Source organism: Pararhodobacter zhoushanensis (assembly GCF_025949695.1).
Lineage (GTDB): Bacteria > Pseudomonadota > Alphaproteobacteria > Rhodobacterales > Rhodobacteraceae > Pararhodobacter > Pararhodobacter zhoushanensis_A.
This window is the reverse complement of the sequence record NZ_JAPDFL010000001.1, coordinates 184,103-205,657: the sequence shown is the minus strand read 5'-3', so window position 1 is coordinate 205,657 and position 21,555 is coordinate 184,103. Positions and strand designations below refer to the sequence as shown.

At 64.8% G+C, this 21,555-nt stretch carries 23 protein-coding genes; 18 read left to right on the top strand and 5 right to left on the bottom strand.

Features of this window, described 5'->3' with window-relative positions:
* Positions 1-440 precede the first annotated feature (440 nt).
* From OKW52_RS01025 to OKW52_RS01010, 4 genes are all read left to right on the top strand, one after another.
* Positions 441-1,334, top strand: coding sequence for a porin (locus OKW52_RS01025; protein WP_264504056.1), 894 nt, complete (start codon positions 441-443; stop codon positions 1,332-1,334).
* Positions 1,335-1,740: 406 nt separating this feature from the next.
* A complete protein-coding gene (locus tag OKW52_RS01020; RefSeq protein WP_264504055.1) occupies positions 1,741-2,634 on the top strand; it encodes a porin in 894 nt (297 codons plus the stop codon).
* Positions 2,635-2,786: 152 nt separating this feature from the next.
* Positions 2,787-3,074: a hypothetical protein gene (locus OKW52_RS01015; RefSeq protein ID WP_264504054.1), complete on the top strand. Its 288-nt coding sequence runs from the start codon at positions 2,787-2,789 to the stop codon at positions 3,072-3,074.
* A gap of 52 nt (positions 3,075-3,126) precedes the next feature.
* Positions 3,127-3,786 (top strand): YggS family pyridoxal phosphate-dependent enzyme, encoded by a 660-nt coding sequence (locus OKW52_RS01010; RefSeq protein WP_264504053.1) that lies wholly within the window; start codon positions 3,127-3,129, stop codon positions 3,784-3,786.
* A 107-nt stretch (positions 3,787-3,893) separates the two neighbouring features.
* On the opposite strand, the gene OKW52_RS01005 is transcribed toward OKW52_RS01010, so the two are convergent.
* Genes OKW52_RS01005 through ribA form a run of 3 tightly spaced genes read right to left on the bottom strand, consistent with a single transcriptional unit; the run spans position 3,894 to position 6,183 of the window.
* Positions 3,894-4,397 (bottom strand): L,D-transpeptidase family protein, encoded by a 504-nt coding sequence (locus tag OKW52_RS01005; RefSeq protein WP_264504052.1) that lies wholly within the window; start codon positions 4,395-4,397, stop codon positions 3,894-3,896.
* Complete coding sequence (locus OKW52_RS01000; protein ID WP_264504051.1) at positions 4,397-5,107, bottom strand: hypothetical protein; 711 nt, start codon at positions 5,105-5,107, stop codon at positions 4,397-4,399. Before OKW52_RS01000 ends, OKW52_RS01005 begins: the two co-directional genes overlap by 1 nt.
* A complete protein-coding gene (gene ribA, locus OKW52_RS00995; protein WP_264504050.1) occupies positions 5,104-6,183 on the bottom strand; it encodes a GTP cyclohydrolase II in 1,080 nt (359 codons plus the stop codon). Before ribA ends, OKW52_RS01000 begins: the two co-directional genes overlap by 4 nt.
* A gap of 171 nt (positions 6,184-6,354) precedes the next feature.
* Here ribA and OKW52_RS00990 point away from each other — a divergent pair, with 171 nt between their 5' ends.
* Entirely contained in the window at positions 6,355-7,041 is a 687-nt protein-coding gene (locus tag OKW52_RS00990) for a response regulator transcription factor (RefSeq protein WP_264504049.1), read from the top strand.
* A 164-nt stretch (positions 7,042-7,205) separates the two neighbouring features.
* Here the strand turns inward: OKW52_RS00990 and OKW52_RS00985 are convergent, their stop codons facing one another.
* Entirely contained in the window at positions 7,206-7,658 is a 453-nt protein-coding gene (locus tag OKW52_RS00985) for a hypothetical protein (RefSeq protein ID WP_264504048.1), read from the bottom strand.
* A 71-nt stretch (positions 7,659-7,729) separates the two neighbouring features.
* Here OKW52_RS00985 and OKW52_RS00980 point away from each other — a divergent pair, with 71 nt between their 5' ends.
* Positions 7,730-8,518, top strand: a complete 789-nt coding sequence (locus OKW52_RS00980) for an exodeoxyribonuclease III (protein ID WP_264504047.1) — start codon at positions 7,730-7,732, stop codon at positions 8,516-8,518.
* Positions 8,519-8,681: 163 nt separating this feature from the next.
* Positions 8,682-10,415 (top strand): leucine-rich repeat domain-containing protein, encoded by a 1,734-nt coding sequence (locus OKW52_RS00975; protein ID WP_264504046.1) that lies wholly within the window; start codon positions 8,682-8,684, stop codon positions 10,413-10,415.
* 51 nt (positions 10,416-10,466) lie between these two features.
* Here OKW52_RS00975 and OKW52_RS00970 read toward each other — a convergent pair whose 3' ends face one another.
* A complete protein-coding gene (locus tag OKW52_RS00970) occupies positions 10,467-11,090 on the bottom strand; it encodes a GDSL-type esterase/lipase family protein (protein ID WP_264504045.1) in 624 nt (207 codons plus the stop codon).
* Between the two features lie 106 nt (positions 11,091-11,196).
* Here OKW52_RS00970 and trxA point away from each other — a divergent pair, with 106 nt between their 5' ends.
* From trxA to ugpE, 11 genes are all read left to right on the top strand, one after another.
* Positions 11,197-12,102: a thioredoxin gene (gene trxA / locus OKW52_RS00965; RefSeq protein ID WP_264504044.1), complete on the top strand. Its 906-nt coding sequence runs from the start codon at positions 11,197-11,199 to the stop codon at positions 12,100-12,102.
* Between the two features lie 26 nt (positions 12,103-12,128).
* A complete protein-coding gene (locus tag OKW52_RS00960) occupies positions 12,129-12,779 on the top strand; it encodes an LON peptidase substrate-binding domain-containing protein (RefSeq protein WP_264504043.1) in 651 nt (216 codons plus the stop codon).
* Positions 12,776-12,979, top strand: a complete 204-nt coding sequence (locus OKW52_RS00955; protein WP_264504042.1) for a Trm112 family protein — start codon at positions 12,776-12,778, stop codon at positions 12,977-12,979. The genes OKW52_RS00960 and OKW52_RS00955 overlap by 4 nt, the downstream gene beginning before the upstream one ends.
* A gap of 20 nt (positions 12,980-12,999) precedes the next feature.
* Complete coding sequence (locus OKW52_RS00950; protein ID WP_264504041.1) at positions 13,000-13,386, top strand: hypothetical protein; 387 nt, start codon at positions 13,000-13,002, stop codon at positions 13,384-13,386.
* A 129-nt stretch (positions 13,387-13,515) separates the two neighbouring features.
* Positions 13,516-14,184: a GntR family transcriptional regulator gene (locus tag OKW52_RS00945; RefSeq protein ID WP_264504040.1), complete on the top strand. Its 669-nt coding sequence runs from the start codon at positions 13,516-13,518 to the stop codon at positions 14,182-14,184.
* Between the two features lie 232 nt (positions 14,185-14,416).
* Positions 14,417-15,814 (top strand): aspartate aminotransferase family protein, encoded by a 1,398-nt coding sequence (locus OKW52_RS00940; protein ID WP_264504039.1) that lies wholly within the window; start codon positions 14,417-14,419, stop codon positions 15,812-15,814.
* A gap of 1 nt (position 15,815) precedes the next feature.
* Entirely contained in the window at positions 15,816-17,117 is a 1,302-nt protein-coding gene (locus OKW52_RS00935) for an NAD(P)/FAD-dependent oxidoreductase (RefSeq protein ID WP_264504038.1), read from the top strand.
* Between the two features lie 252 nt (positions 17,118-17,369).
* Positions 17,370-18,179, top strand: coding sequence for a polysaccharide deacetylase family protein (locus OKW52_RS00930; protein WP_264504037.1), 810 nt, complete (start codon positions 17,370-17,372; stop codon positions 18,177-18,179).
* A 237-nt stretch (positions 18,180-18,416) separates the two neighbouring features.
* On the top strand, positions 18,417-19,736 hold the full coding sequence (ugpB, locus tag OKW52_RS00925) for a sn-glycerol-3-phosphate ABC transporter substrate-binding protein UgpB (protein WP_264504036.1): 1,320 nt from the start codon (positions 18,417-18,419) through the stop codon (positions 19,734-19,736).
* A gap of 69 nt (positions 19,737-19,805) precedes the next feature.
* Positions 19,806-20,693: a sn-glycerol-3-phosphate ABC transporter permease UgpA gene (ugpA, locus tag OKW52_RS00920; protein ID WP_264504035.1), complete on the top strand. Its 888-nt coding sequence runs from the start codon at positions 19,806-19,808 to the stop codon at positions 20,691-20,693.
* 12 nt (positions 20,694-20,705) lie between these two features.
* A complete protein-coding gene (gene ugpE / locus OKW52_RS00915; protein ID WP_264504034.1) occupies positions 20,706-21,554 on the top strand; it encodes a sn-glycerol-3-phosphate ABC transporter permease UgpE in 849 nt (282 codons plus the stop codon).
* The last annotated feature ends 1 nt before the right edge of the window (position 21,555 follow it).

The following is a 21,555-nucleotide window of genomic DNA, read 5'->3' as shown; positions in this document are numbered from 1 at the left end:
GCGTGTTTGTCCGGCTGCATGATCCTGCGCGCTATCATCCCGCGCAAGGCAGCCCAGTCGCGGCCCTATCTATCCGAGGGGCGGCACGCGAACAAGGCATTTGCGGACGCGGGGGCCGGAACGGGCATGGCATCGGCAAACAAACGCGCCGTCTGTAACCGCCGTGCGCGTACGCGACTCATCTGTGTGGCAGACAGGGGCGTGAGATCACGGCCCGCAGACCGCATTCGTGCCGGGTTCAGACCTGAGGCGCACGGGGTAGGGGCTTGTAGTCACAGGCTTTGCCGGGGTCAAAGCCGTGCGTGGCAAATCTGCATCACAAAGCGGCAGAGTTGGAACGCCGCTGACCGCCGACTTGCAATGAAAGGTCGAAGGCGGGAAACAGGCTGTGACCCAGCTTGCTGACAAGATGGGCACGATTTTGAAAAACGAGGGAAACCATGAACAAGATTCTTCTTGCTTCGACCGCCCTGGTGCTGTCGGCCGGTCTGGCCCACGCTCAGGCTGTGACCATCACCGGCGAAGGCCGTATGGGCATCCAGTACGACGAAGCTGGCTTCGGCACCTCTGAGTGGCGTCAAGAAAACCGCCTGACCCTGAACTTCAACGTTTCGGTTGAAGCTGATCACGGTCTGACCTTCGGCGCCTGGTCGCGTGCTCGTATGCAAGTGCTGAGCGACGGCACCGCTGGTGCAGGCCTGTTCTCGGGTTCGCGCGTTTGGGTTGAATCGAACGGTCTGAAACTGACCTTCGGTAACCAAGACGGCGCTATCCGTGGTGCTGGCGTTGCCATGGGCTACGCTGGCGGTTGCGGCGTTGGCTACGAAGGCGGCTACCTCTGCCTCGACGCTGCTGGTCTGCTGGGTGTGAGCCAAGGTCAGAACTCGACCGGTTCGGACGACGAGCCGATGGTCCGCATCGACTACACCATGGGTTCGACCCGCGTTGCTCTGTCGCATGCTCGTGACGGCGCTACCGAATTCGGTATCCGCTCGACCTTCGACGCGTTCACCGTTGCCGCTGGTTACACCAACGGCGGTGCTGGCGCTTCGTCCTACACCATCTCGGGCCGTTACAACGGCGGTTCGTGGGGCGCTGCCCTGCTGCTGGCCCGTATCGGCGGCGCGACGACCAACTGGTCGCTGCAAGGTAACGTCGCTCTGGGCGGCGGCAACGTTTACGGCTTCGTCGGTGAAGTCTCGAACGCGACCGTTTACGGCCTGAACTACGGCTACGGCCTGGGTGGCGGCGCCACCGTGATGGCTGGTGTCGAGCACACCGAACTGGGTGCTGGCCGCACGACCGCTTCGGTCGGCGTTGCCTTCACGTTCTGATACGGTTTAACACCGAATCGGCAAAGAGCGGGCTTCGGCCCGCTCTTTGTTTTTGTCGCGCCGGTCCTGTTGGATCCGGCGCGATTTTCATGACGAAGGCCGCGCGCGACCACCGGCGGCAAGCGCCGCCTGCTGGCGGTGTCCCCAACCGCCCGTGGCGTTGGTGTGAGTCGTGCAAAATCAGGGATATGGCGGCCTGCCCACACAAGCGGCAGATGGGCAGGTTGACGACGCGCGTTGCGCCTATCGCAGGCAGTTTCAGATCGCGCGGATGCGTGACTATTGCTGCAATGCAACATGTTTTGTCGTTTTTTCCAACCCGACACACAAGCGCTGCCGTTCGAAGGTCAAGAGGCGTAAAACAAAGTTCAGGCAAAGAAACCAACTGTCACGAAACGAGTACATCATGAAAAAGATCCTCCTCGCCTCGACCCTGCTGATCGCGACCGCAACGATCGCGAACGCTCAGGCTGTTACCATCTCCGGCGAAGGTCGCATGGGCATTCAGGCGCTGCGTGCTTTCGGTACCACCATCTGGACCCAAGAAAATCGCCTGACGCTCGATTTCAACGTTGCCGTTGAAGCCGATCACGGCCTGACCTTCGGCGCTTGGTCGCGCGCTCGCATGAGCTCGAGCTGGCCGGGCACGGCTGGTGCCGGCATCTTCTCGGGTTCGCGCGTTTGGGTCGAATCGAACGGCCTGCGCCTGACGTTCGGCAACGCTGATGGTGCTATCGCAACGTCGGGCACGTCGCATGGCTGGCTGGGCGGCTGCGGTGTCGGCTACGAAGGTGGCCAGATCTGCGGTGACACCGGTTTCCTTGACCGCGTTGCGCACGTCGACAACTCCACCGGTGCAAATGCTGCCCCGCAGGCGTTGATCACCTACAGCGCCGGTGACTATGCCGTTGCCCTGTCGAGCCAGCGCGGTGTTTCGACCGAAGTTGCTGGCCGCTACACCTTCGGTGCTATCACTGTCGCCGCAGGCTACAGCGACTCGCGCATCAGCAGCGCCAACGACTTCTGGACGATCTCGGGCCACTATGATGGCGGTTCGTGGGGCGTTGGCGCACTGGTCGCCGACATCAACAACTTCACCAACTGGTCCCTGTCGGGTACCGTCGACGTCTACGGCGGCCACGCCTATGGCTATGTTGGCGAAATCTTCGGCCTGAACACCTACGGCCTGAGCTATGGCTACGACCTGGGTGGCGGCGCGACCCTGACCGCCGGTGCCGAATACATCGACGTCTTCGGCGGTGTGACCTCGGGTTCGGTCGGCGTTGCCTTCACGTTCTGATCGGTCAGTTCTCTGACAGTGCGAAAGAGCGGGCCTTGGCCCGCTCTTTCCATTTTGTGATCGGCGGAACGCCGCGCAGGGGGTGATCTGGTGTTTCATGGCGCAAGACCGCCGTGATAGACTTGATCATCAAGACAGAGAGAGTCCCCTTGATGCGTCGCCTGCTCCCCGTTTTTCTGATCATGACCGCGATGCCCGCCACAGCCGAAGTGACGCACCGGATCGAGGGCAGGTTTGGCGTGGCCTATCAGTCGACGCCGGACGGCGGCGGCACGACGCAGCCGCTCTATGAGGGGCGCTATACCTCGACCTTCAGCCACACGGCCGATAACGGCCTGACCTTCCGCTTCGAGCTGGGTATTGTCGTCGGCAATATCCCCGATCGCGGCGAGCGGGCCGCGCGCGACTCCTACAGCGTCGGCCTGGGCGCGGCGGACTGACGGCTTTCCTTTCGCCTCCGCCTGTGGCTTTCTGCCCGAAAACGGAGACGCCATGACCCTGGAAGCCATCACCACCCGCTTGCGCGCTGCTGAAATCCGCACCGGACGGGCGCCGGGGTCGGTCACGCTGATCGCCGTGTCGAAAGTGCAGCCTTCCGAGCGGATCGACGCCGTGCTTGCCCAGGGGCAACGGGTCTTCGGCGAGAACCGGGTGCAAGAGGCACAGGGCCGCTGGCCCGCGTTTCAGGCGCGGTTCGAGGGGATCTCGCTGCATCTGATCGGCCCGCTGCAAACCAACAAGGCCCGCGCTGCGGTCAGCATGTTTGACGCGATCCATTCGGTGGACCGGCTGAAGCTGGCCGAGACCATCGCCCGGCTTGCCGATGACGAGGGGCGGTGCCCCGATCTGTTCATTCAGGTGAATACCGGCGCTGAACCGCAGAAAGCCGGTGTCCTGCCGGACGAGCTGGAACGGTTGATCGCCTCGGTGCGGGCGCTGTCCTTGCCGCTCAAGGGTTTGATGTGCATCCCGCCGGCGGATCAGGACGCAGCGGTGCATTTCCGCCTGCTGGCCGCGCTGGCCGCGCGGAACGGGCTGGAGGGCCTGTCGATGGGGATGTCGGATGATTTCGAGACCGCCGTTGAGCTGGGCGCAACCCATGTGCGCGTCGGCTCGGCGATCTTTGGTGAGCGGGTGCCGCCCAAAGAGTGAGCGGGTGGCGCGCTTCGGGGCCATCGAGGCCCCTCAGCGCGCGCGGGGGGCGCTGCCCCCCACGGCCTTGCGGCCTCCCCCGGGATATTTTCAGAGCAAAGAAGGGATCAGGGGCGCACGAGGAGGCGGGTGCCGGGCGTCAGGCGTTGGATGATCCACATCAGGTCCGCGCGCGCGACGGCGATGCAGCCGGCGGTGGGGTAGCCGGGACGACGCCAGGTATGCAGAAAGATGGCCGAGCCTTTGCCGGGGAGGGCGGGGTCCATGTTCCAGTCGGTGATCAGGATCAGGTCATAGAGCGGATCGGCGCGGCGCAGGGTTTCGTGGCTGGCCTTTAGCGGTGCGCGGACGGGTTGGTTGTAGGCTGGGTGTTCAGGGTCGTCACACCACAGGGCGCGCGGGCTGATGGGGGTCGCCCAGCGGGGCAGGGTGTGGGCCGGGATACGGTCGGGGCGGTAGAGCAGGCCGGTGATGCGGTGCTCTCCGGCCGGGGTGGCCATGTCGCCCTCGACCTTGTCGCGGGTGATGCCGCTGCGCCCGAGGGTGCAGGGAAGGATGCGCCCGGCAAAGCGCAGGCCGGTGGGGGTGAGGACAAGATCGGTGCTGTTCATCAGGGGGCGGCCGTGAGCGTTGAGAACCAGAGCTGATCGAGCGCGTCGATGGCGGCGGGATCGAAGCGGGATTCTTCTTTCCAGTATTTGCCCGACGGGACGATATAGCCGAGGCGCTTCTCTTGAGCGAGCGCGGCAGCAAAGCTCGGGGGCGTGATCGGGCGTTGACCGGCCAAGCTGTCCAAGGTCGCGCGGGGGAAAACGAGGCGGCTTTCGTCGTCCGAGAGGTTTACGCAGGCGCAGCCCTGCGCGGCGGCGAGGAGCATGAGGCGGGCGGATTTGGCCTCGAGGTTGCGCAGGGAGATGTCGTCGCGCAAGGGGTCGGCGGTGCCGGTGCCGTAGAAATGTGTGGGGCCGGTGTCAGGATACACCATGTCGCAGCCCAAATAGGCCAGCACGCGCGGCTTGAGCGCGCCGAGCGCCCAATAGCCGGCGGTGAAGCTCATGGTGCCGCCAGCGTAGACGAACCCGCCATAGGTGTTCTGGATCGGGACATAGGCGTCGGATCGGATGATGCGCTGGTCCGGCCCCTGCGCCGCCGGTTGCTGGGCCGGCGGGAAATCGTCGGGGTGGATCAGGAAATCCCAATCCGGGCGCACCTGCCAGGCGTTGTTGATCGCCACGATCTGCGTGAAGGGCGCGCGGGGCCAGTCTGCGGCGCGGGTAGCGCGGGGGCCGCTGCCCAGCACCAGCACCACGCCGCCGCTCACAACAGGTGACCGGATTTGGCGGCTTTGGTGGCAAGATAGGCGGCGTTTTCGTCCGTCAGCCCGACCTTGAGCGGCACGCGCTGGGTCACCTCGATGCCGCCCTTTTGCAGCATCGCCACCTTGCGCGGGTTGTTGGTCAGCAGGCGGACCTGTGAGAAGCCCATTTTCTTGAGCAACTCGGCACCCAGACGGAAGTCGCGCTCATCATCCTCGAACCCCAGCCGGTGATTCGCCTCGACCGTATCAAAGCCCTGATCCTGCAGGGAATAGGCGCGCATCTTGTTGGCCAGACCGATCCCGCGCCCCTCCTGATTCAGGTAGAGAAGCACGCCCGAACCCGCCTCTTGCATGGCGATCAAGGCGGCGTGCAACTGCGGGCCGCAGTCGCATTTCAGCGAGCCGAGCACATCGCCGGTGAAACACGCCGAATGCAGCCGGGCCAGCACCGGGGCGTCGCGCATCGGGCGGCCAACCTCGACCGCGTAATGCTCGGTCCCGCCGTCCTGCGGGCGAAAGACATGCAGCCGTCCGGCCCCCGCCAGCCGCATCGGCAGGCGCGCGGCGATGACCGGGGAGAGCCGGGTCTCGGGGGTGTTGGTTTCCTCGGCGCTGAGCGTGGTCAGGCTGTGGCTGCGGGCCAGATCGGCGGCGGCGGGGGCGACGACCATGACGGCGGCGGGCAGCAACTGTGCCGATTTCACCAGCCGGATGGCAGCGCGGTGCAGGGCCGCCGGGCCGTCGCGCTGCGACAAGAGCGGGCCTTTCATCGGATGGGTCAGGTCGTCGGCGGGATCGGCCAACGCCTCGATCCACGCGACACCCACATCCCCCGGCAGCACGATCCGCGCAATATCGCCGTCATAGGCGCGCGCTTTCAGCGTCGCCGCGCGGTGGGCGGTCAGCGCGACAACCGGCTGCCCGATCGCGCGCAGATCGGCGAGGCGGGCAGCGTCGAGCGTCTCGCCAGCGGCAACCAGCGCCGAGGATGCGCCATCAGTCAGCACGACCGGCAAGCCCATGCGCAGGTCGGCGCGGGCACGGTTGAGCCGTTCGAGCGGGCTGGGGGTCAGCGACATGAGGGGCCTTGCTGAAACATTTGCCCTTAGGATGTAAGACAGGACGGGGGAAATTGAAACATTCCCCGGTAAACCGACACGACCGCGTGACAAATCGTGGCTTTGCTTGAACAAACCCGCCCGCGGCCACAGTTTAATCCGTGAGAGACCTGTGAATTTGAGGCCAAAGCAATGTCGAAACTGAACAAGATCCTGCTCGTCGATGACGACGATGACCTGCGCGAGGCGCTGGCAGAACAGCTGGTCGCAACCGAAGACTTCGACACGTTCGAGGCGGGCGATGGTGCCGCCGCAATGGAACGTGTGCGCGACGAGCAGTATGATCTGGTCATTCTGGACGTGGGCCTGCCGGATACCGACGGGCGCGAGCTGTGCAAGCGGATGCGCAAGGCGGGGGTGAAATGCCCGATCCTGATGCTGACCGGGCAGGACTCGGACGCCGACATGATCCTGGGGCTGGACAGCGGCGCCAATGATTACATCACCAAGCCGTTCAAGTTCCCCGTGCTGCTGGCCCGCATCCGTGCGCAGCTGCGTCAGCACGAGCAGTCCGAGAACGCGGTGTTCCAGCTGGGCGACTATCAGTTCAAGCCCGCGCAGAAGATGCTGGTCGATGCCAAGGATCGCAAGATCCGGCTGACCGAGAAAGAGACCAACATCCTGAAGTTCCTCTACCGCGCGCCGGACGGTCTGGCCCCGCGTGAGGTGCTGCTGCATGAGGTCTGGGGTTATAACGCCGGTGTCACCACGCATACGCTGGAGACGCACATCTACCGCCTGCGCCAGAAGATCGAGACCGACCCGTCGAACGCGCGCCTGTTGGTGACCGAACCCGGCGGATATCGGCTGGTGCCATAAAAAAAATCAGGTCGGGCGTCGTTTTGCCGCCCGATTCACCCCAGATTAAGGTCTGTCAGCAAGACTGTATCTCAGGGTGCTCCTCCCTCCCTCCCTCGCGTGTTGGGGTTATGACACGAACCTCCCTGTTGGACTGGCCCGGGCTCCCTCGCCCGGGCCTTCTTTCATTTGGTCGCTTGGGGACCGGGGGTTGGCGCGAAGTCGATATGCGGCAGGGTCAGCGCGAACGCGATGCGCTGGCCGGTCGCGGGATCGGTGACAGACCCGGCAAGATCCAGATCATTGCCCTGAACCCGCGCGCGCTGGACGGCGACCTGCACATCGGACACGGCATCGGCCACGCCTGAGGGTGGGATCATCGTGCCGTCGCGCCCCTCGCCGTTCTCAACCGCCAGCCCGATGATCCAGTCGCCCTCGGGCCCTGACGCCAGGAAATGCACGCTGAGCACGCCGTCATAGGAGTTCCACGACGAGCGGTTGCCCAGCGTGGCAGGGTCGATGGACAGCGAAAACCGCTGGCCGTCGCGGATCAGCGTCACGGTGGCGGGCGTGTCGGCCTGCGCAGGCAGCGCAAGCGCGAGACTGGCGGCGAGCAGAAAACGGCGGGTCACGGGCATGGCGGCCTCTCAAGCGGGTTTCTCAGGGCGTGGCGGACGTGTAGACCGATGGGATCAGCCACGGAGATATCATGACCTTCACCCTCGCCACCTGGAATATAAATTCTGTCCGTCTGCGGGCCGGTCTGGTTCAAAAACTGCTGACCGAAGAAGCCCCCGACGTGCTGTGCCTGCAGGAATGCAAGAGCCCGGTCGACAAGATCCCGGTCGAGCTGTTCGCCGAGCTGGGCTACGGCCATATCGTGGCGCGGGGGCAGAAGGGTTATAACGGCGTGGCGATCCTGTCGCGGATGCCCTTGCGCGATGCGGGGCATATCGACTGGTGCGAAAAGGGCGATGCGCGGCATGTGGCGGCCGAGCTGGAAAACGGCGTGGTCATCCACAACTGCTACGTGCCCGCAGGCGGGGACGAGCCGGACCGGACGATCAACGAGAAATTCGGCCACAAGCTGGATTTCGTCGCCGAGATGCGCGACCGGTTCCGGGAGTCGCTGCCGGCCAGGTCGATCCTTGTCGGCGATCTGAACATCGCCCCGCGGGAGGATGACGTCTGGAGCCACAAGGCGCTGCTGAAAGTGGTCAGCCATACTCCGATCGAGGTTGAGGCCTTCGAGGAAGCCCGCGCCGCCGGGGGCTGGGTGGACATCACGCGGCAGGACGTGCCCGAGGGGCAGCTCTATTCGTGGTGGTCCTACCGGGCCAAGGATTGGGATGCGGCGGACAAGGGGCGGCGGCTGGACCATATCTGGGCCAGCGCGGATATTGCCGCATCGGGGCATTCCTCGCGCGTTTTGCGGGCGGTGCGGGGCTGGACCCAGCCCAGCGACCACGCGCCGGTGCTGGCGACGTTCGATCTGTAAGGGGCGGGGTGTCCCACGATGGGACATTTCTCGGGTCTTTTAAAATCAAGCACTTGGGTGGTGCGATTAACTGGTCCTTAGGGTTTGGGCCGGGGACACCGGGCCGCGCGGGGGCTTGCGGGGCCGGTCTGGCTGCCCCATGCTGTCGGTCGGAGGGCCAGCGATGACCGACGCGGAACGGGCCTATGAACGCGCAAAGGAACGGATCGCCAAGGCGAAGGCCGAGGGGGCGACGAGGCTCTCGTTTGAAAGCGATGATATGCGCGCCTTGGCGGCGCTGCCGCCTGAAATCGCAGAACTTGCGGGGCTGCGATTCCTCGATCTGGACTACACGCACGTCAGCGACCTGACTCCGCTGTCGGGCTTGACCGGGTTGACGGAGTTGTACCTGACCGGCACGCCGGTCGGCGACCTGACCCCGCTGTCGGGCTTGACCGGGTTGACGGTGTTGTCTCTGGAGGACACGCCGGTCAGCGAGTTGACTCCGCTGTCGGGCCTGACAAAACTGTCGGCGTTGCGGCTGAGCGGCACGCCGGTCAGCGACCTGACGCAGCTGTCGGGCCTGACCGGGTTGACGGAGTTGTGGCTGATGGGCACACAGGTCAGCGACCTGACGCCGCTGTCGGACCTGACCGGGTTGACGGCGTTGTATCTGAGCGGCACGCCGGTCAGCGACCTGACACCGCTGTCGGGCCTGACCGGGTTGACGGAGTTGTGGCTGAACGACACGCCGGTCAGCGACCTGGCCGCACTGTCGGTTCTGACCGGTTTGACGGAGTTGTATCTGGCGGACACGCAGGTCAGCGACCTGACCCCGTTGTCCGATCTCCTGACTTTGACCAATCTTTGGTTGGATAGAACCCCGGTACGAGATCTACGGCCAATACGACGGCTGCAAGGGCTGGTAGAGTCGTCAACCGGGCTCGGGCTAACCTTCGACGATTGCATGGCCGCGAAAGATGACCCCAGAATCGCCGAGATTTCCGAGATTGTGGACAGTGCCGAACGGGCGCGGGTGTTGTTTGAGTGTCTGGAAGACTGGGAGCTGCCGGGGGAGGGTGATGCGCCGCAGCCGGACGCGTTGTTTGCGGTTGAGGCAGCGGATGGGCGGTTGGAGGTTGCGGCGTCGGCTCCGTCTGAGGCCGAGCGCGAGGAAAGCCTCAAGCGGGCGCTGCATCGGCGGTTGCAGGACAAGTCCCATGCGCTGGCGGATGCGGCGGGCAACCGGTTTCCGCGCCTTGGGACGCGTGCCCGTTTGCTTGAGAGGGAGGTCGCGCCGGAATTTGAAGACCTTGATATGCTGGGTCTTCATCTGGCGATCGAAGACCTGCAAGACCTCGCCAGACTGGGGCGCGAGGAACAGGGCGGCGAGGATTTTCCCGAAGAGGTGATTGTTCCGCTGGGCGACGCGCTGCGTCTCGGTCCCGGGCTGGTGATCGACAACGCGGATGTCGCCCTGCTGATGGACCGCGCCCGTCGCTATGCCGAGAACCCGGCACCGGAGGCCGACAAGGCGGCACAGGACGCGATGAGTGCGCGTACGGCGAAGGACACGGCGGCCATGGGAGAGCGATTGCGCGCGCTGGAAGACCTTGTGCTGTCGAGCCGTACACCGGATGCCGCCGTGGCGCAGCAGAGCGTAAACAAGAACGTGCTGTGGAAGTTGGCAGCGGGCGCGGCGCTCTGGGTGGGAGAAGCCGCAGGAAATGCCGCTTTTCAAGGCGTTTTTGGTGCCGCCTTGACGCACTACGTTCTCACCAGTTGGGATGTCCTGTGGCCGGTAGCACAGACTTACGGTGTCGGGTTCGCCGACTGGTTCCTGACGGCGATGGCGCAGGTGCGGGAGTTTGCGCCGCTGGCCGAAGAAGCACGGCGCAAGTGGAGACCGTGGCGCTGACGGGTTCTCGCGTTCAGGGGCGTATTTAGGGCAAGATGAAAGCGGGTTCGCTCAGTAGAGGGCGTGGGCCACGGCTTGGGCGAGGGTGGCGTGGGCGTCGGGTGTGAGGTGGACGCCGTCGAGGGGGCTGGTCTCGATATGGGTGCCAGCGTCGAGGAAGAGGGTGTCCCGGGACCGCGCTAGGTCGGCGAGGAGCGGGGCGAGGGCGCGGGATTTGGCGGCGCCGCCCCAGAAGTCGGCGGCGAGGATGCCGGATTCGGCGACCGGGGGCGGGGCGATCAGCAGGACGCGAAAGCCGCCGTGGCGGGTTTGCAGCTCGTCCCCCAGCGCGAGGTCGAGGAGGGCCGCGATGCCGCCGGCGATCTGCTCGGGTGTGGCGCCGAAGCGGGTTTTGACGTCATTGGTGCCCAGCATGATCGTCAGCGCGTCAATCGGCCCGTGGCTGCGCAGCGCCTGATAGAGCGCGGGCCAGCCGTTCATGATCCCGCCCATCACCGGATCGTCGAACTGGGCGGTGCGGCCCGGCAACCCCTCTTCCACCAGCGACCAGCCGAGCGTGGCGGCGGCGCGCTTTGGCCAGCGGATATCGGGTGGATACCGCTCGTACACACCGCGCCGTTGCAGCGGCGGGGTGCCGTGGGTGTTTGAGTCGCCAAAGGTGAGGAGCGTGTGCATAGGCCCGAGATTGCGCGCGAAGCGGGGCTTGTCCAGAACTTGCCCCTTGGATCAGGGGCGCGTCGGTCGCATATAGGGGGCAACGCAGAAACCGCGAGAGGATGCCATGCTGGGCAATTTTGACACCGCCCCCGCCGCGGCGGGTCTGATCAAGGATACCACCGAAGCCAGTTTCATGGCCGATGTCGTCGACGCCAGCCAGGAAGTGCCGGTCATCGTCGACTTCTGGGCGCCGTGGTGCGGGCCGTGCAAGACGCTGGGCCCGCAGCTGGAAGCTGCCGTCACCGCTGCCAAGGGCAAGGTGAAGATGGTCAAGATCAACGTCGACGAGAACCAGCAGATCGCCGCGCAGCTGCGCATTCAGTCGATCCCGACGGTCTATGCGTTCTTTCAGGGCCGCCCCGTCGATGCGTTTCAGGGGGCTGTGCCGCCGTCCGAGTTGAAGACCTTCGTCGACAAGCTGGTTGCGCTGACCGGCGCGGATGAGGGGCTGGAAGCGGCGCTGGACGAGGCCGAGACGATGCTGGGCGCGGGCGAGGCTGCGGATGCGGCCGAGGTCTTCGCGGCGGTGCTGGGCGAAGAGCCCGAGAACGCGCGGGCGCTGGGCGGGCTGGCGCGGGCGCATATCGCGGCGGGGACGCTGGATCAGGCCGAGGCGCTGATCAACAACGCCCCGGCAGCGATTGCGACGGCGAAAGAGGTCGAGGCGGCGCGCGCCCAGCTGGCGCTGGCGCGGCAGGCCGAGACGGCGGGGCCGGTGGATGAGCTGCGCGCGGCGCTGGCGGCGGACCCGGCCAACCATCAGGCGCGCTTCGATCTGGCCGGCGCGTTGCATGCCAGTGGCGATGTGGCCGGGGCCATCGACGAGCTGCTGGAGCTGTTCCGCCGCGACCGCGAGTGGAACGAGGGCGCGGCCAAGGCGCAATTGTTCATCGTGTTCGACGCGCTCAAGCCCAACGATCCGTTGGCGCAGAAGGGCCGTCGCCGTTTGTCGTCGATGATCTTTGCCTAAGGGGCCGCGCGCGCTATGTCAGGATCATGCTGAAAGCCAAAGACCTTCCTGACGCCCTTGCGTTGTTCCCGTTGCCTGGCGCGCTGCTGTTGCCGCGCGCCAAGCTGCCCCTGCATCTGTTCGAGCCGCGCTATCTGTCGATGCTCGAAGACTGCATGGCCACGCCGCATCGGTTGATCGGCATGATCCAGCCGCGCCCGACCCCGGCCGGGGCCGGTGACCGGCTGCATGCGATCGGCTGCGCCGGGCGTCTGACCGCGATGTCCGAGACCGAGGACGGGCGCTATATGATCACCCTCACCGGGATCAGCCGCTTTCGGCTGAGCGCGGAATTGCCAGCCGACGGGTTGCCGTACCGGCGGGGGCGGCCCGCGTGGGGCGGGTTCGAGCGGGATCTGGGGCCGGTCGAGCATGACACGGCGTTTGATCGCGAGCCCTTCCTTGACCTGCTGGCGCGGTATTTCGAGGCCGTGTCGCTGTCGACCGAATGGGACAGTCTGAAGGATGCCGAGGACGAGCTGCTGATCAACGCGCTGTCCATGCTGTGCCCCTTCCCGCCCGAGGAACGGCAGGCGCTGCTGGAAGCGCCGTCTCTCACCACGCGGCGCGAGACGTTGGTAACCTTGATGCAATTTGCCCTGCGCGCGCCGGGCGAGACCGGGGGAACGCTGCAATGAACGATGATGACGACGGGGCGGTGGCCACGCCGCAGGCCGAGCGCCACATGCTGGACTCGCTGGTCTGTCCGGTGACGCAGGGCCAGCTGACCTATGACCGGACTGCGCAAGAGTTGATCTCGGCCACGGCGCATCTGGCCTTTCCGATTCGCAATGGCATCCCCATCATGCTGGCGTCGGAAGCACGCGAGATCGAGTAAACCGCAAGGAGGGCAAGGGAATGGCACGCAAGACAAGTCTGGCACTGGTGACGGTCGGGGTTTTGTTGGCAGGATGCGCGACGCCCTTGCAGCAATGCCTCTATGACGCCGAGCAACCCGCGCGTGAGATCGAGCGCACCCTGAGCGAGGAATACGCCACGCTCAGCCGGGGCTATTCGATCGAGCGCATCCGCGTGCCGACGATGTCGATGGGGGTCTGCGGCGGGCCCGGCGGGGCGGCAGTGCCCTGTGCGCGCCCCGATTACGACATCAACGAGATCCACCACCGCGTCGACCGCGATCTGGTGCGCGAGCGCATCGCGTTGCTGGAGCGGCAACTGGCGCGCGAACGCCCGCGCGCAACCGCAGCAAGCGCGCAATGTCAGGCGACTTATCCGGCAGGATGAGGGCGTCGGGCACAGCGCGGCCCGTTGATCGGGCAGCGCGGCGCGGGCAGGGGGATTGCCGAGCAAACCGCTATGCAGGGTCAAGGCGATGCGCTAACGTCGGATTTTGATCAGATTGCTGCGAAATACATGGCCCTGACTGATACGTCCCCGCTGCGAGATCCGCATAAACTGCCCGAACACGAGGCGACCTATCGACGGTTGCGGGACATGGCGATGTTCGGTGAGCTGGAGCCGGGCCAGAAAGTCACCATTCAGGGGATCACGGCGGTTCTGGGTGCGGGCATGACCCCGGTCCGCGAGGCGATACGGCGTCTGACCGCAGAGGGCGGTTTGATCCTGCATGAAAACCGCCGGGTCTCGGTCCCGCGGCTGACCGCGTCGCAGGCCGATGAGCTGGCCTTCGCCCGTCTGGCGCTGGAGCCTCGGCTGGCCGAGCTGGCGCTGCCGCGGTTGACGGGCGTGGATATCGCCCGGTTGCAGGCGCTGGATGACGAGATCGACGAGGCCATCGAGATCAGCGATGTGCGCGGGTATCTGGCCGGGAACTACCGCTTTCATTTTGCGCTCTATGATCTGGCCGAGGCACCGATCCTGACGTCGCTGACCCAGTCGCTGTGGCTGCGCTTTGCCCCGTCGCTCAGGGTGGTGATGACCTGCGATGGTGAGATCGGGCCGGACCGGCACAAGGATGCCGTGGCCGCGATGCGCGCCGGGGATGCGCAGGCGCTGGCGCGGGCGATCGAGGCGGATATCCGTCAAGGTATCGACCGGGTGCGGGCGGATCTGCACGGGTGAGGGGTTTCGCCCTTTGGCCCTGACGCTTTCAGCGTCATGCCCTCGGGCGACCGGGCAAGGGGGGCGTTGCCCCCCTCTTTGCTGCGCAAATTCACCCCCAGGATATTTGCGGACAGATGAGCGGGCGCGGCGGGCACCGGCCAAGAATTTGATCAAATCGGATTGCGGCGACGGGCGGGGGGCGTATCGTGGCCCGAATCCCCGGTTTTGCGGGTCTGAAGGAGTCTTCGCCATGCGCACGATCACCAATCATTTGCCCACCTCGGAACTGCAGGCGCTGGACGCGGCGCATCATGTTCACCCGTTCACGCAGAATGACGCGCTGGCCAAGAAGGGGGCGCGGATCATCACGCGGGCGAAGGGCGTGTATCTGACCGACAGCGAGGGCGAGACGCTGATCGACGGCATGGCCGGGTTGTGGTGCGTCAATGTCGGTTACGGGCGCAAGGAACTGGCCGATGCGGCGGCACGGCAGATTGAAGAGCTGCCCTATTACAACACCTTCTTCCAGACGAGCCATGTGCCCGCCATCGCCCTGGCCGCCCGCATCGCCGATCTCGCACCGGGGGATCTGAACCATGTGTTCTTTGCCTCGTCAGGGTCGGAAGCCAATGACACCAACATCCGTCTGGTGCGCCACTACTGGGCGCTGAAGGGCAAGCCCGAGAAATCGGTGATCATTTCGCGCAAGAACGGCTATCACGGCTCGAGCATGGGCAGTGCCAGTCTGGGTGGCATGACGTCGATGCACGAGCAGGGCGGGTTGCCGATTCCGGGTATCGTGCATATCGACCAGCCGCATTGGTACGCCGAGGGTGGCGATATGACGCCCGAGGAGTTCGGGCTGCAACGCGCCCGCGCGCTGGAGGAGAAGATCCTTGAGCTGGGCGCCGACCGTGTCGGTGCGTTCATCGCCGAGCCGGTGCAGGGTGCGGGCGGGGTGATCATTCCGCCGTCGACCTACTGGCCCGAGATCCAGCGCATTGTCGATAAGTACGACATCCTGCTGATTGCCGATGAGGTGATCACCGGGTTCGGGCGCACGGGCAACTGGTTCGGCAGTCAGACCTTCGCCATCAAGCCGCATATCATGACGATCGCCAAGGGCCTGTCGTCGGGCTATCAGCCGATCGGGGGCTCGGTGGTCTGTGACGAGGTGGCGGCGGTGATTGCCACCGACGAGTTCAACCACGGCTACACCTATTCCGGCCACCCGGTTGCTGCCGCTGTGGCGCTGGAGAACCTGCGGATCATCGAGGAAGAGGGCATCGTCGAGCATGTGCGCGACGTGGCCCACCCCTATCTGGCCGAACGATGGCATGCGCTGGGCGATCACCCGCTGGTCGAGGATACGCAGCTGGTGGGTCTGATGGGCTCGCTGGCGCTGGTGCCGGTCAAGGGGGAGCGGGCGAAATTCGCCGCTGGTGCCGGGACGGCGGGCTACATCACGCGCGAGCGTTGCTTTGCCAATAACGTGGTCATGCGGCATGTCTATGACCGCATGATCATCTCGCCGCCGCTGGTGATCACGCCGTCCGAGATCGACATTCTGATCGACCGGGCGACGGTGGCGCTGGATGAGGCGTATAAGCAGCTCAAGGACGATGGTTTGCTGAAAAAGGCCCAGTGACATGGATCTGCTGACCGCCAATGACCGGCTGGGCGCGTATCCGTCCAGCTGGTACGCCGCGACGGCCGAGGCGCTGCCGGGGTTTCCGGCAGCCGCCGGGGCGCTGAGCTGCGATGTCTGCGTGGTGGGCGGCGGGTTTACAGGGTTGTCCGCCGCGCTGCATCTGGCCGAGCGGGGCTATGACGTCATCCTGCTGGACGCGCAGCGCGTGGGGTTTGGCGCGTCGGGGCGCAATGGCGGGCAGGTGGGCACCGGGCAACGGCTGGATCAGGACACGCTGGAGGGCATGGTCGGCAAGACCCAGGCGCGGGCGCTGTGGGATCTGTCGCTGGAATCGGTGGTGCTGACGCGGGATCTGGCGGCGCGGCATGCGCCCGAGGCGGGGTTTGCGCCGGGGATCATCCATGCGGCGCACAAGCCGCGCTATGTCGGCGAGGCGCGGGCCTATGCCGAGAAGCTGGCGCGCGACTATCGCTATGACCAGATCGAGCCGCTGGACCGGGCGCAGATGCAGGCGCTGGTGGGTTCGCCCGCGTATCATGGCGGCGATATTGACCATGGTGGCGGGCATCTGCACCCGCTGCGCTATGCCTTGGGGCTGGCGCGGGCCGCGCAGGCGGCGGGGGTGCGGATCTTCGAGCAGTCGCGCGTGACCGCAGTGACCAAGGGTGAGCCGGCGCGGGTGATGACCGAGGCCGCGACGATCACCGCGCGGTTTGTGGCGCTGGGGCTGAATGGCTACATGGGGCGGCTGGAGCCTGAGGTTGCGTCGCGCGTGATGCCGATCAACAACTTCATCGCGGCGACCCGCCCGATGAGCGACGCGGAACGCGCGGCGGTGATCAGCGCCGATCATGCGGTCGCGGATACCAAGTTCGTGGTGAATTACTTCCGTTTCTCGCAGGACAACCGGCTGCTGTTTGGCGGCGGCGAGAGCTATGGCTACCGCTTTCCCGATGACATCGCGGCCAAGGTGCGCCGTCCGATGGAAGAGATTTTCCCGCAATTGCGCGGGATCGAGATCACCCACGCCTGGGGCGGGACGCTGGGCATTGCCTATAACCGCATGCCGCATTTCGCGCGGCTGGCGGGGAATGTGCTGACCGCGTCGGGCTTTTCCGGGCACGGGGTGGCGATGGGCACGCTGGGCGGCAAGCTGATGGCCGAGGCGATCGCCGGGCAGGCCGAGCGGTTCGATGTGATGGCCGCTGTGCCCAACCCGCAGTTTCCGGGCGGCGCCAGCCTGCGCTATCCGCTGATGGTGGCGGCGATGCTGTGGTTTTCGCTGCGCGACAAGCTGTAAAACCTGGGTGATTCGGGGCGGGTGCTGCGCGCCGCAAAGGTGTTTTGAGCGCCTGAGCGGAGCGGCGCCGATCGCGCAAAAGTTGCGTGCGCGGGCGAAAGCCACCGCGAATACGCTGTAAACCCGCTGTTTTGTGGCAATCGAGCCGCAGGGCAGGACGCTCAACAAGCCCTTGACCAGAATCAACTTTTCCGCGTCGAGGGCTGTCATTAGGACTCGGGACAGCTGCTTACACAACTGTCGGGGGACAGTGTGACCATCATACATCGTCGGACCTTGCTGTCCGGCCTCGGTGCGCTGGGCTTTGCCGCCTCGGCGCAGCTGGGGACTGTTACATCTGCCGTTGCGCAGACCGTGCCTGCCGTTCCGACAACGCCGATGCCTCGGCTGCGCCGGACGCATGAACTGGTCTCGCTCACGTCCGTTCACACGGATCGTCCGCGCGTGGCGCTGACGTTCGATGACGGCCCGCATCCGCAGAATACGCCGCATTTGCTGGATATTCTGGCCCGGTATCGCGTCAAGGCGACGTTCTACGTCATTGGCCAGAACGCCCGGCGGTATCCCGAGATCGTGCGCCGGATCGTGGCCGAGGGGCACGAACTGGGTAACCATACCTGGACGCATCCGGTGTTGTCGCGGCAGAGCGACAGCACCATCCTGACCGAGATTGACCGCACCCAGCAGATGATCTGGGACACGGTCGGTGCGGTTCCGGTCACCATGCGCCCGCCGTATGGATCGTTCACCCATCGGCAGATGCAGATGCTGTTTGATCAGCGCAATCTGTCGTCCGTGGTGTGGTCGGTCGATCCTGAGGATTGGCGACGCCCCGGCGTGTCCGTCGTGGCGCAGCGCATGATTCAGGGCGCGCGTCCGGGGGCGGTGATTCTGGCGCATGACATCCACGGACCGACCATCCGCGCGGTGCCCGCTGCCCTGGACGGTATTCTGGCGCGCGGGTTGCAGCCGGTGACCATGTCCGAACTGCTGGCCTGGCCGCATTGGGGGCCGCGCGGGTTGCGCTATGTCGGGCGGGCAACCACGCCGTATCAGGGCTGAAACAGCGATTTTTCTTGTGTATAAAAGGCGCGGCTCCAACGGGGCCGCGCCTTTTGCGTGGGCGGCCAAGCGAATAATGCACGGGCGAAGAAAATTTTCGCCTTTTGACATAAACGCTTCACAAACGAAGATTATCGCATCAAAGTGCTGAAATTCGCGCCCTTCCGGTTTTCCGGAGGGACGCGGTTTCCGCTTTTTTGAGCGCAATCAGAACCAACGTAACCAATGGGGTTCCCGATGTTGAAACACAGTCTCCTGGCCGCGACCGCACTGGCGCTCGTTGCGCCCGCCGCGCAGGCGCAGACCGAAATCCAGTGGTGGCACGCAATGGGCGGCCGTCTGGGCGAGCTGGTCGAAGAGATCGCCGCCAACTTCAACGCCAGCCAGTCCGATTACGTCGTCGTTCCCAGCTTCCGCGGCACCTATGCCGAGACGATGAACGGCGCGATCGCCGCGTTCCGCGCCGGTGAGCAGCCCGCCATCGTGCAGGTCTTCGAAGTCGGCACCGGTACGATGATGGCCGCCGAAGGCGCGATCTATCCGATCTATGAGCTGATGGAAGCCAATGATGTGGTCTTCGATCCGTCGGCCTATCTGCCGGCCGTCGTCGGCTATTATGCCGATCCCGATGGCAACATGCTGTCGTTCCCGTTCAACTCGTCGACGCCGATCCTGTATTACAACCGCGACGTGTTCGAGGCCGCCGGTCTGGACGCCGATACCCCGCCGGCCACCTGGGCTGACATGGAAGCCATGTCGCGCCAGATCGTCGAGTCGGGCGCGGCCACCTGTGGCTTCACCACCCGCTGGCCCAGCTGGGTTCAGCTGGAGAACTTCCTTGCCTATCACAACCTGCCGCTGGGCACCCAGCAAAACGGTTTCGCAGGCTTCGACACCGAGCTGGTGCTGAACCAGCATCCGGCGCTGATCCGGCATTGGGAAAATCTGGCCCGTTGGCAGTCCGAAGGCCTGTTCAGCTGGGCGGGCGGCGGCGCTGGCCCTGACGCGGGTGCCAAGTTCTATTCGGGCGAATGCGCGATGATGATGGAAAGCTCGGCCGGTCGTGCCGGGGTTCTGTCGAACGCCACGTTCAACGTCGGCTATGGCATGCAGCCGTATTACGCCGATGTCGAAGGCGCGCCGCAGAACTCGATCATCGGCGGGGCCACGCTGTGGGCGCTGACGGGTCACACCGACGAGGAATACACCGGCGTTGCCCAGTTCTTCGCCTTCCTGTCGCTGCCCGAGAACCAGGCCTGGTGGCACCAGAACACCGGCTACCTGCCGATCACGCAGGCCGCTTTCGAGCTGACCCAGTCGGAAGGTTACTATGACGCCAACCCCGGCGCCGACATCTCGATCCGTCAGATGAACCTGAACCCGCCGACCGAAAACTCGCGCGGTCTGCGTTTCGGGAATTTCGTTCAGATCCGCGACATCATCTCGGAAGAGATGGAAGCGATGATCATCGGTACGATCGGCGCCCAGCAAGCCGCGGACAACATCGTCGCGCGCGGCAACGATCTGCTGCGCGATTTCGAAGCGGCGACGCAGTAATCCGAACAGACCCTTGCCCGCCCGGTTCCTCAGGATCGGGCGGGTCCCTCTTTTTGCAGGACGACCGGCATGCAGACCAAGCGCATGACCTTCACCAACAGTCGCTGGCTGCCCTATGCGCTGCTGGCCCCGCAGGTGATCATCACGCTGATCTTCTTTGTCTGGCCCGCGAGCCAGGCCTTGTGGCAATCCATGTTGCGTCAGGACCCGTTCGGGCTGCGCACCACCTTCATCTGGTTTCGCAATTTCGAGCGTCTGTTTGCCGACCCGCATTATCTGGTGTCGATGAAAACGACGCTGATCTTTTCGGTGTCGACCACGCTGCTGGCCATGTCGGTGTCACTGCTGTTCGCGGTGATGGTGAACCGGATGATCCGCTCGCGCGATGGCTATGCGACGTTTCTGGTCTGGCCTTACGCTGTGGCCCCGGCGGTTGCCGGTGTGCTGTGGTGGTTCATCTTCAACCCGTCCATCGGCATCCTGCCCTATATGCTGGGCGGCATCGGGATCGAGTGGAACCACCGGCTGGAAAGCAGCCACGCGATGATTCTGGTGGTGATCGCCGCCGCGTGGAAGCAGATCAGCTATAACTTCCTGTTCTTCCTTGCCGGTCTGCAATCCATCCCGCAATCGCTGATCGAGGCGGCGGCGATTGATGGCGCCAGCCGGTCCAAGCGGTTCTGGACCATCGTGTTCCCGCTGCTGTCGCCGGCGACGTTCTTCCTGCTGGTGGTGAACATCGTCTACGCGATGTTCGACACGTTCGGCGTGATCCATGCCACGACCGAAGGCGGCCCTGCGCAGGCGACCAATATTCTGGTCTACAAGGTCTATCGCGACGGGTTCATCGGCAACAATCTCGGCTCGTCCGCAGCGCAATCGGTTGTGCTGATGGGGATCGTCATCGTCCTGACCGTGGTCCAGTTCCGCTGGATCGAGCGTCGGGTGAATTACTAAAGGCGCCGCATCATGGTAGAAAACGACCGCTGGGGCACGCTTCTTGCCCATCTCATCCTGATCATCGGCGTCGCCATCGTGGTGTTCCCGGTCTATGTGGCGCTGATCGCCTCGACCCACGCGCCGGGCACCTTCCTGCAGGGCGTCATGCCGTTGCTGCCCGGCAGCCACGCGATCGAGAACTATTCGACCGTGATCTTCGAGGGGCGCTCGAACGCCGGTGCGCCGCCTATTGGCCTGATGCTGTGGAACAGCTTCGTCATGGCGATGATGATCGCGGTGGGCAAGATTGCGATCTCGCTGCTCTCGGCCTTCGCCATCGTCTATTTCCGCTTCCGGTTCCGCATCTTCTTCTTCTGGATCATCTTCATCACCCTGATGCTGCCGGTCGAGGTGCGCATCGTGCCGACCTATCAGGTTGTCGCCAATCTGGGGATGCTCAACAGCTACTGGGGCCTGTCGATCCCGCTGATCGCCTCGGCCACGGCGACCTTCCTGTTCCGGCAGTTCTTCATGACCGTGCCCGAGGAAATGCTGGAAGCCGCGCGCGTTGATGGTGCCGGGCCGCTCAAGTTCTTCAAGGACATCCTGCTGCCCCTGTCGGTCACCAACATCGCCGCGATGTTTGTGATCATGTTCATCTATGGCTGGAACCAGTACCTCTGGCCGCTTCTGGTGACCAATGACGAGGCTTATTACACCGTCGTCATGGGCATTCAGCGCATGGTGACCGGAGCCGACAGCGAGCCCCTGTGGCATCTGGTGATGGCCACCGTCGTGCTGGCCGCGCTGCCGCCTATCCTGGTGATTTTGTTCATGCAACGGCTCTTTGTGAAGGGCCTGACCGAGACGGAGAAGTAAT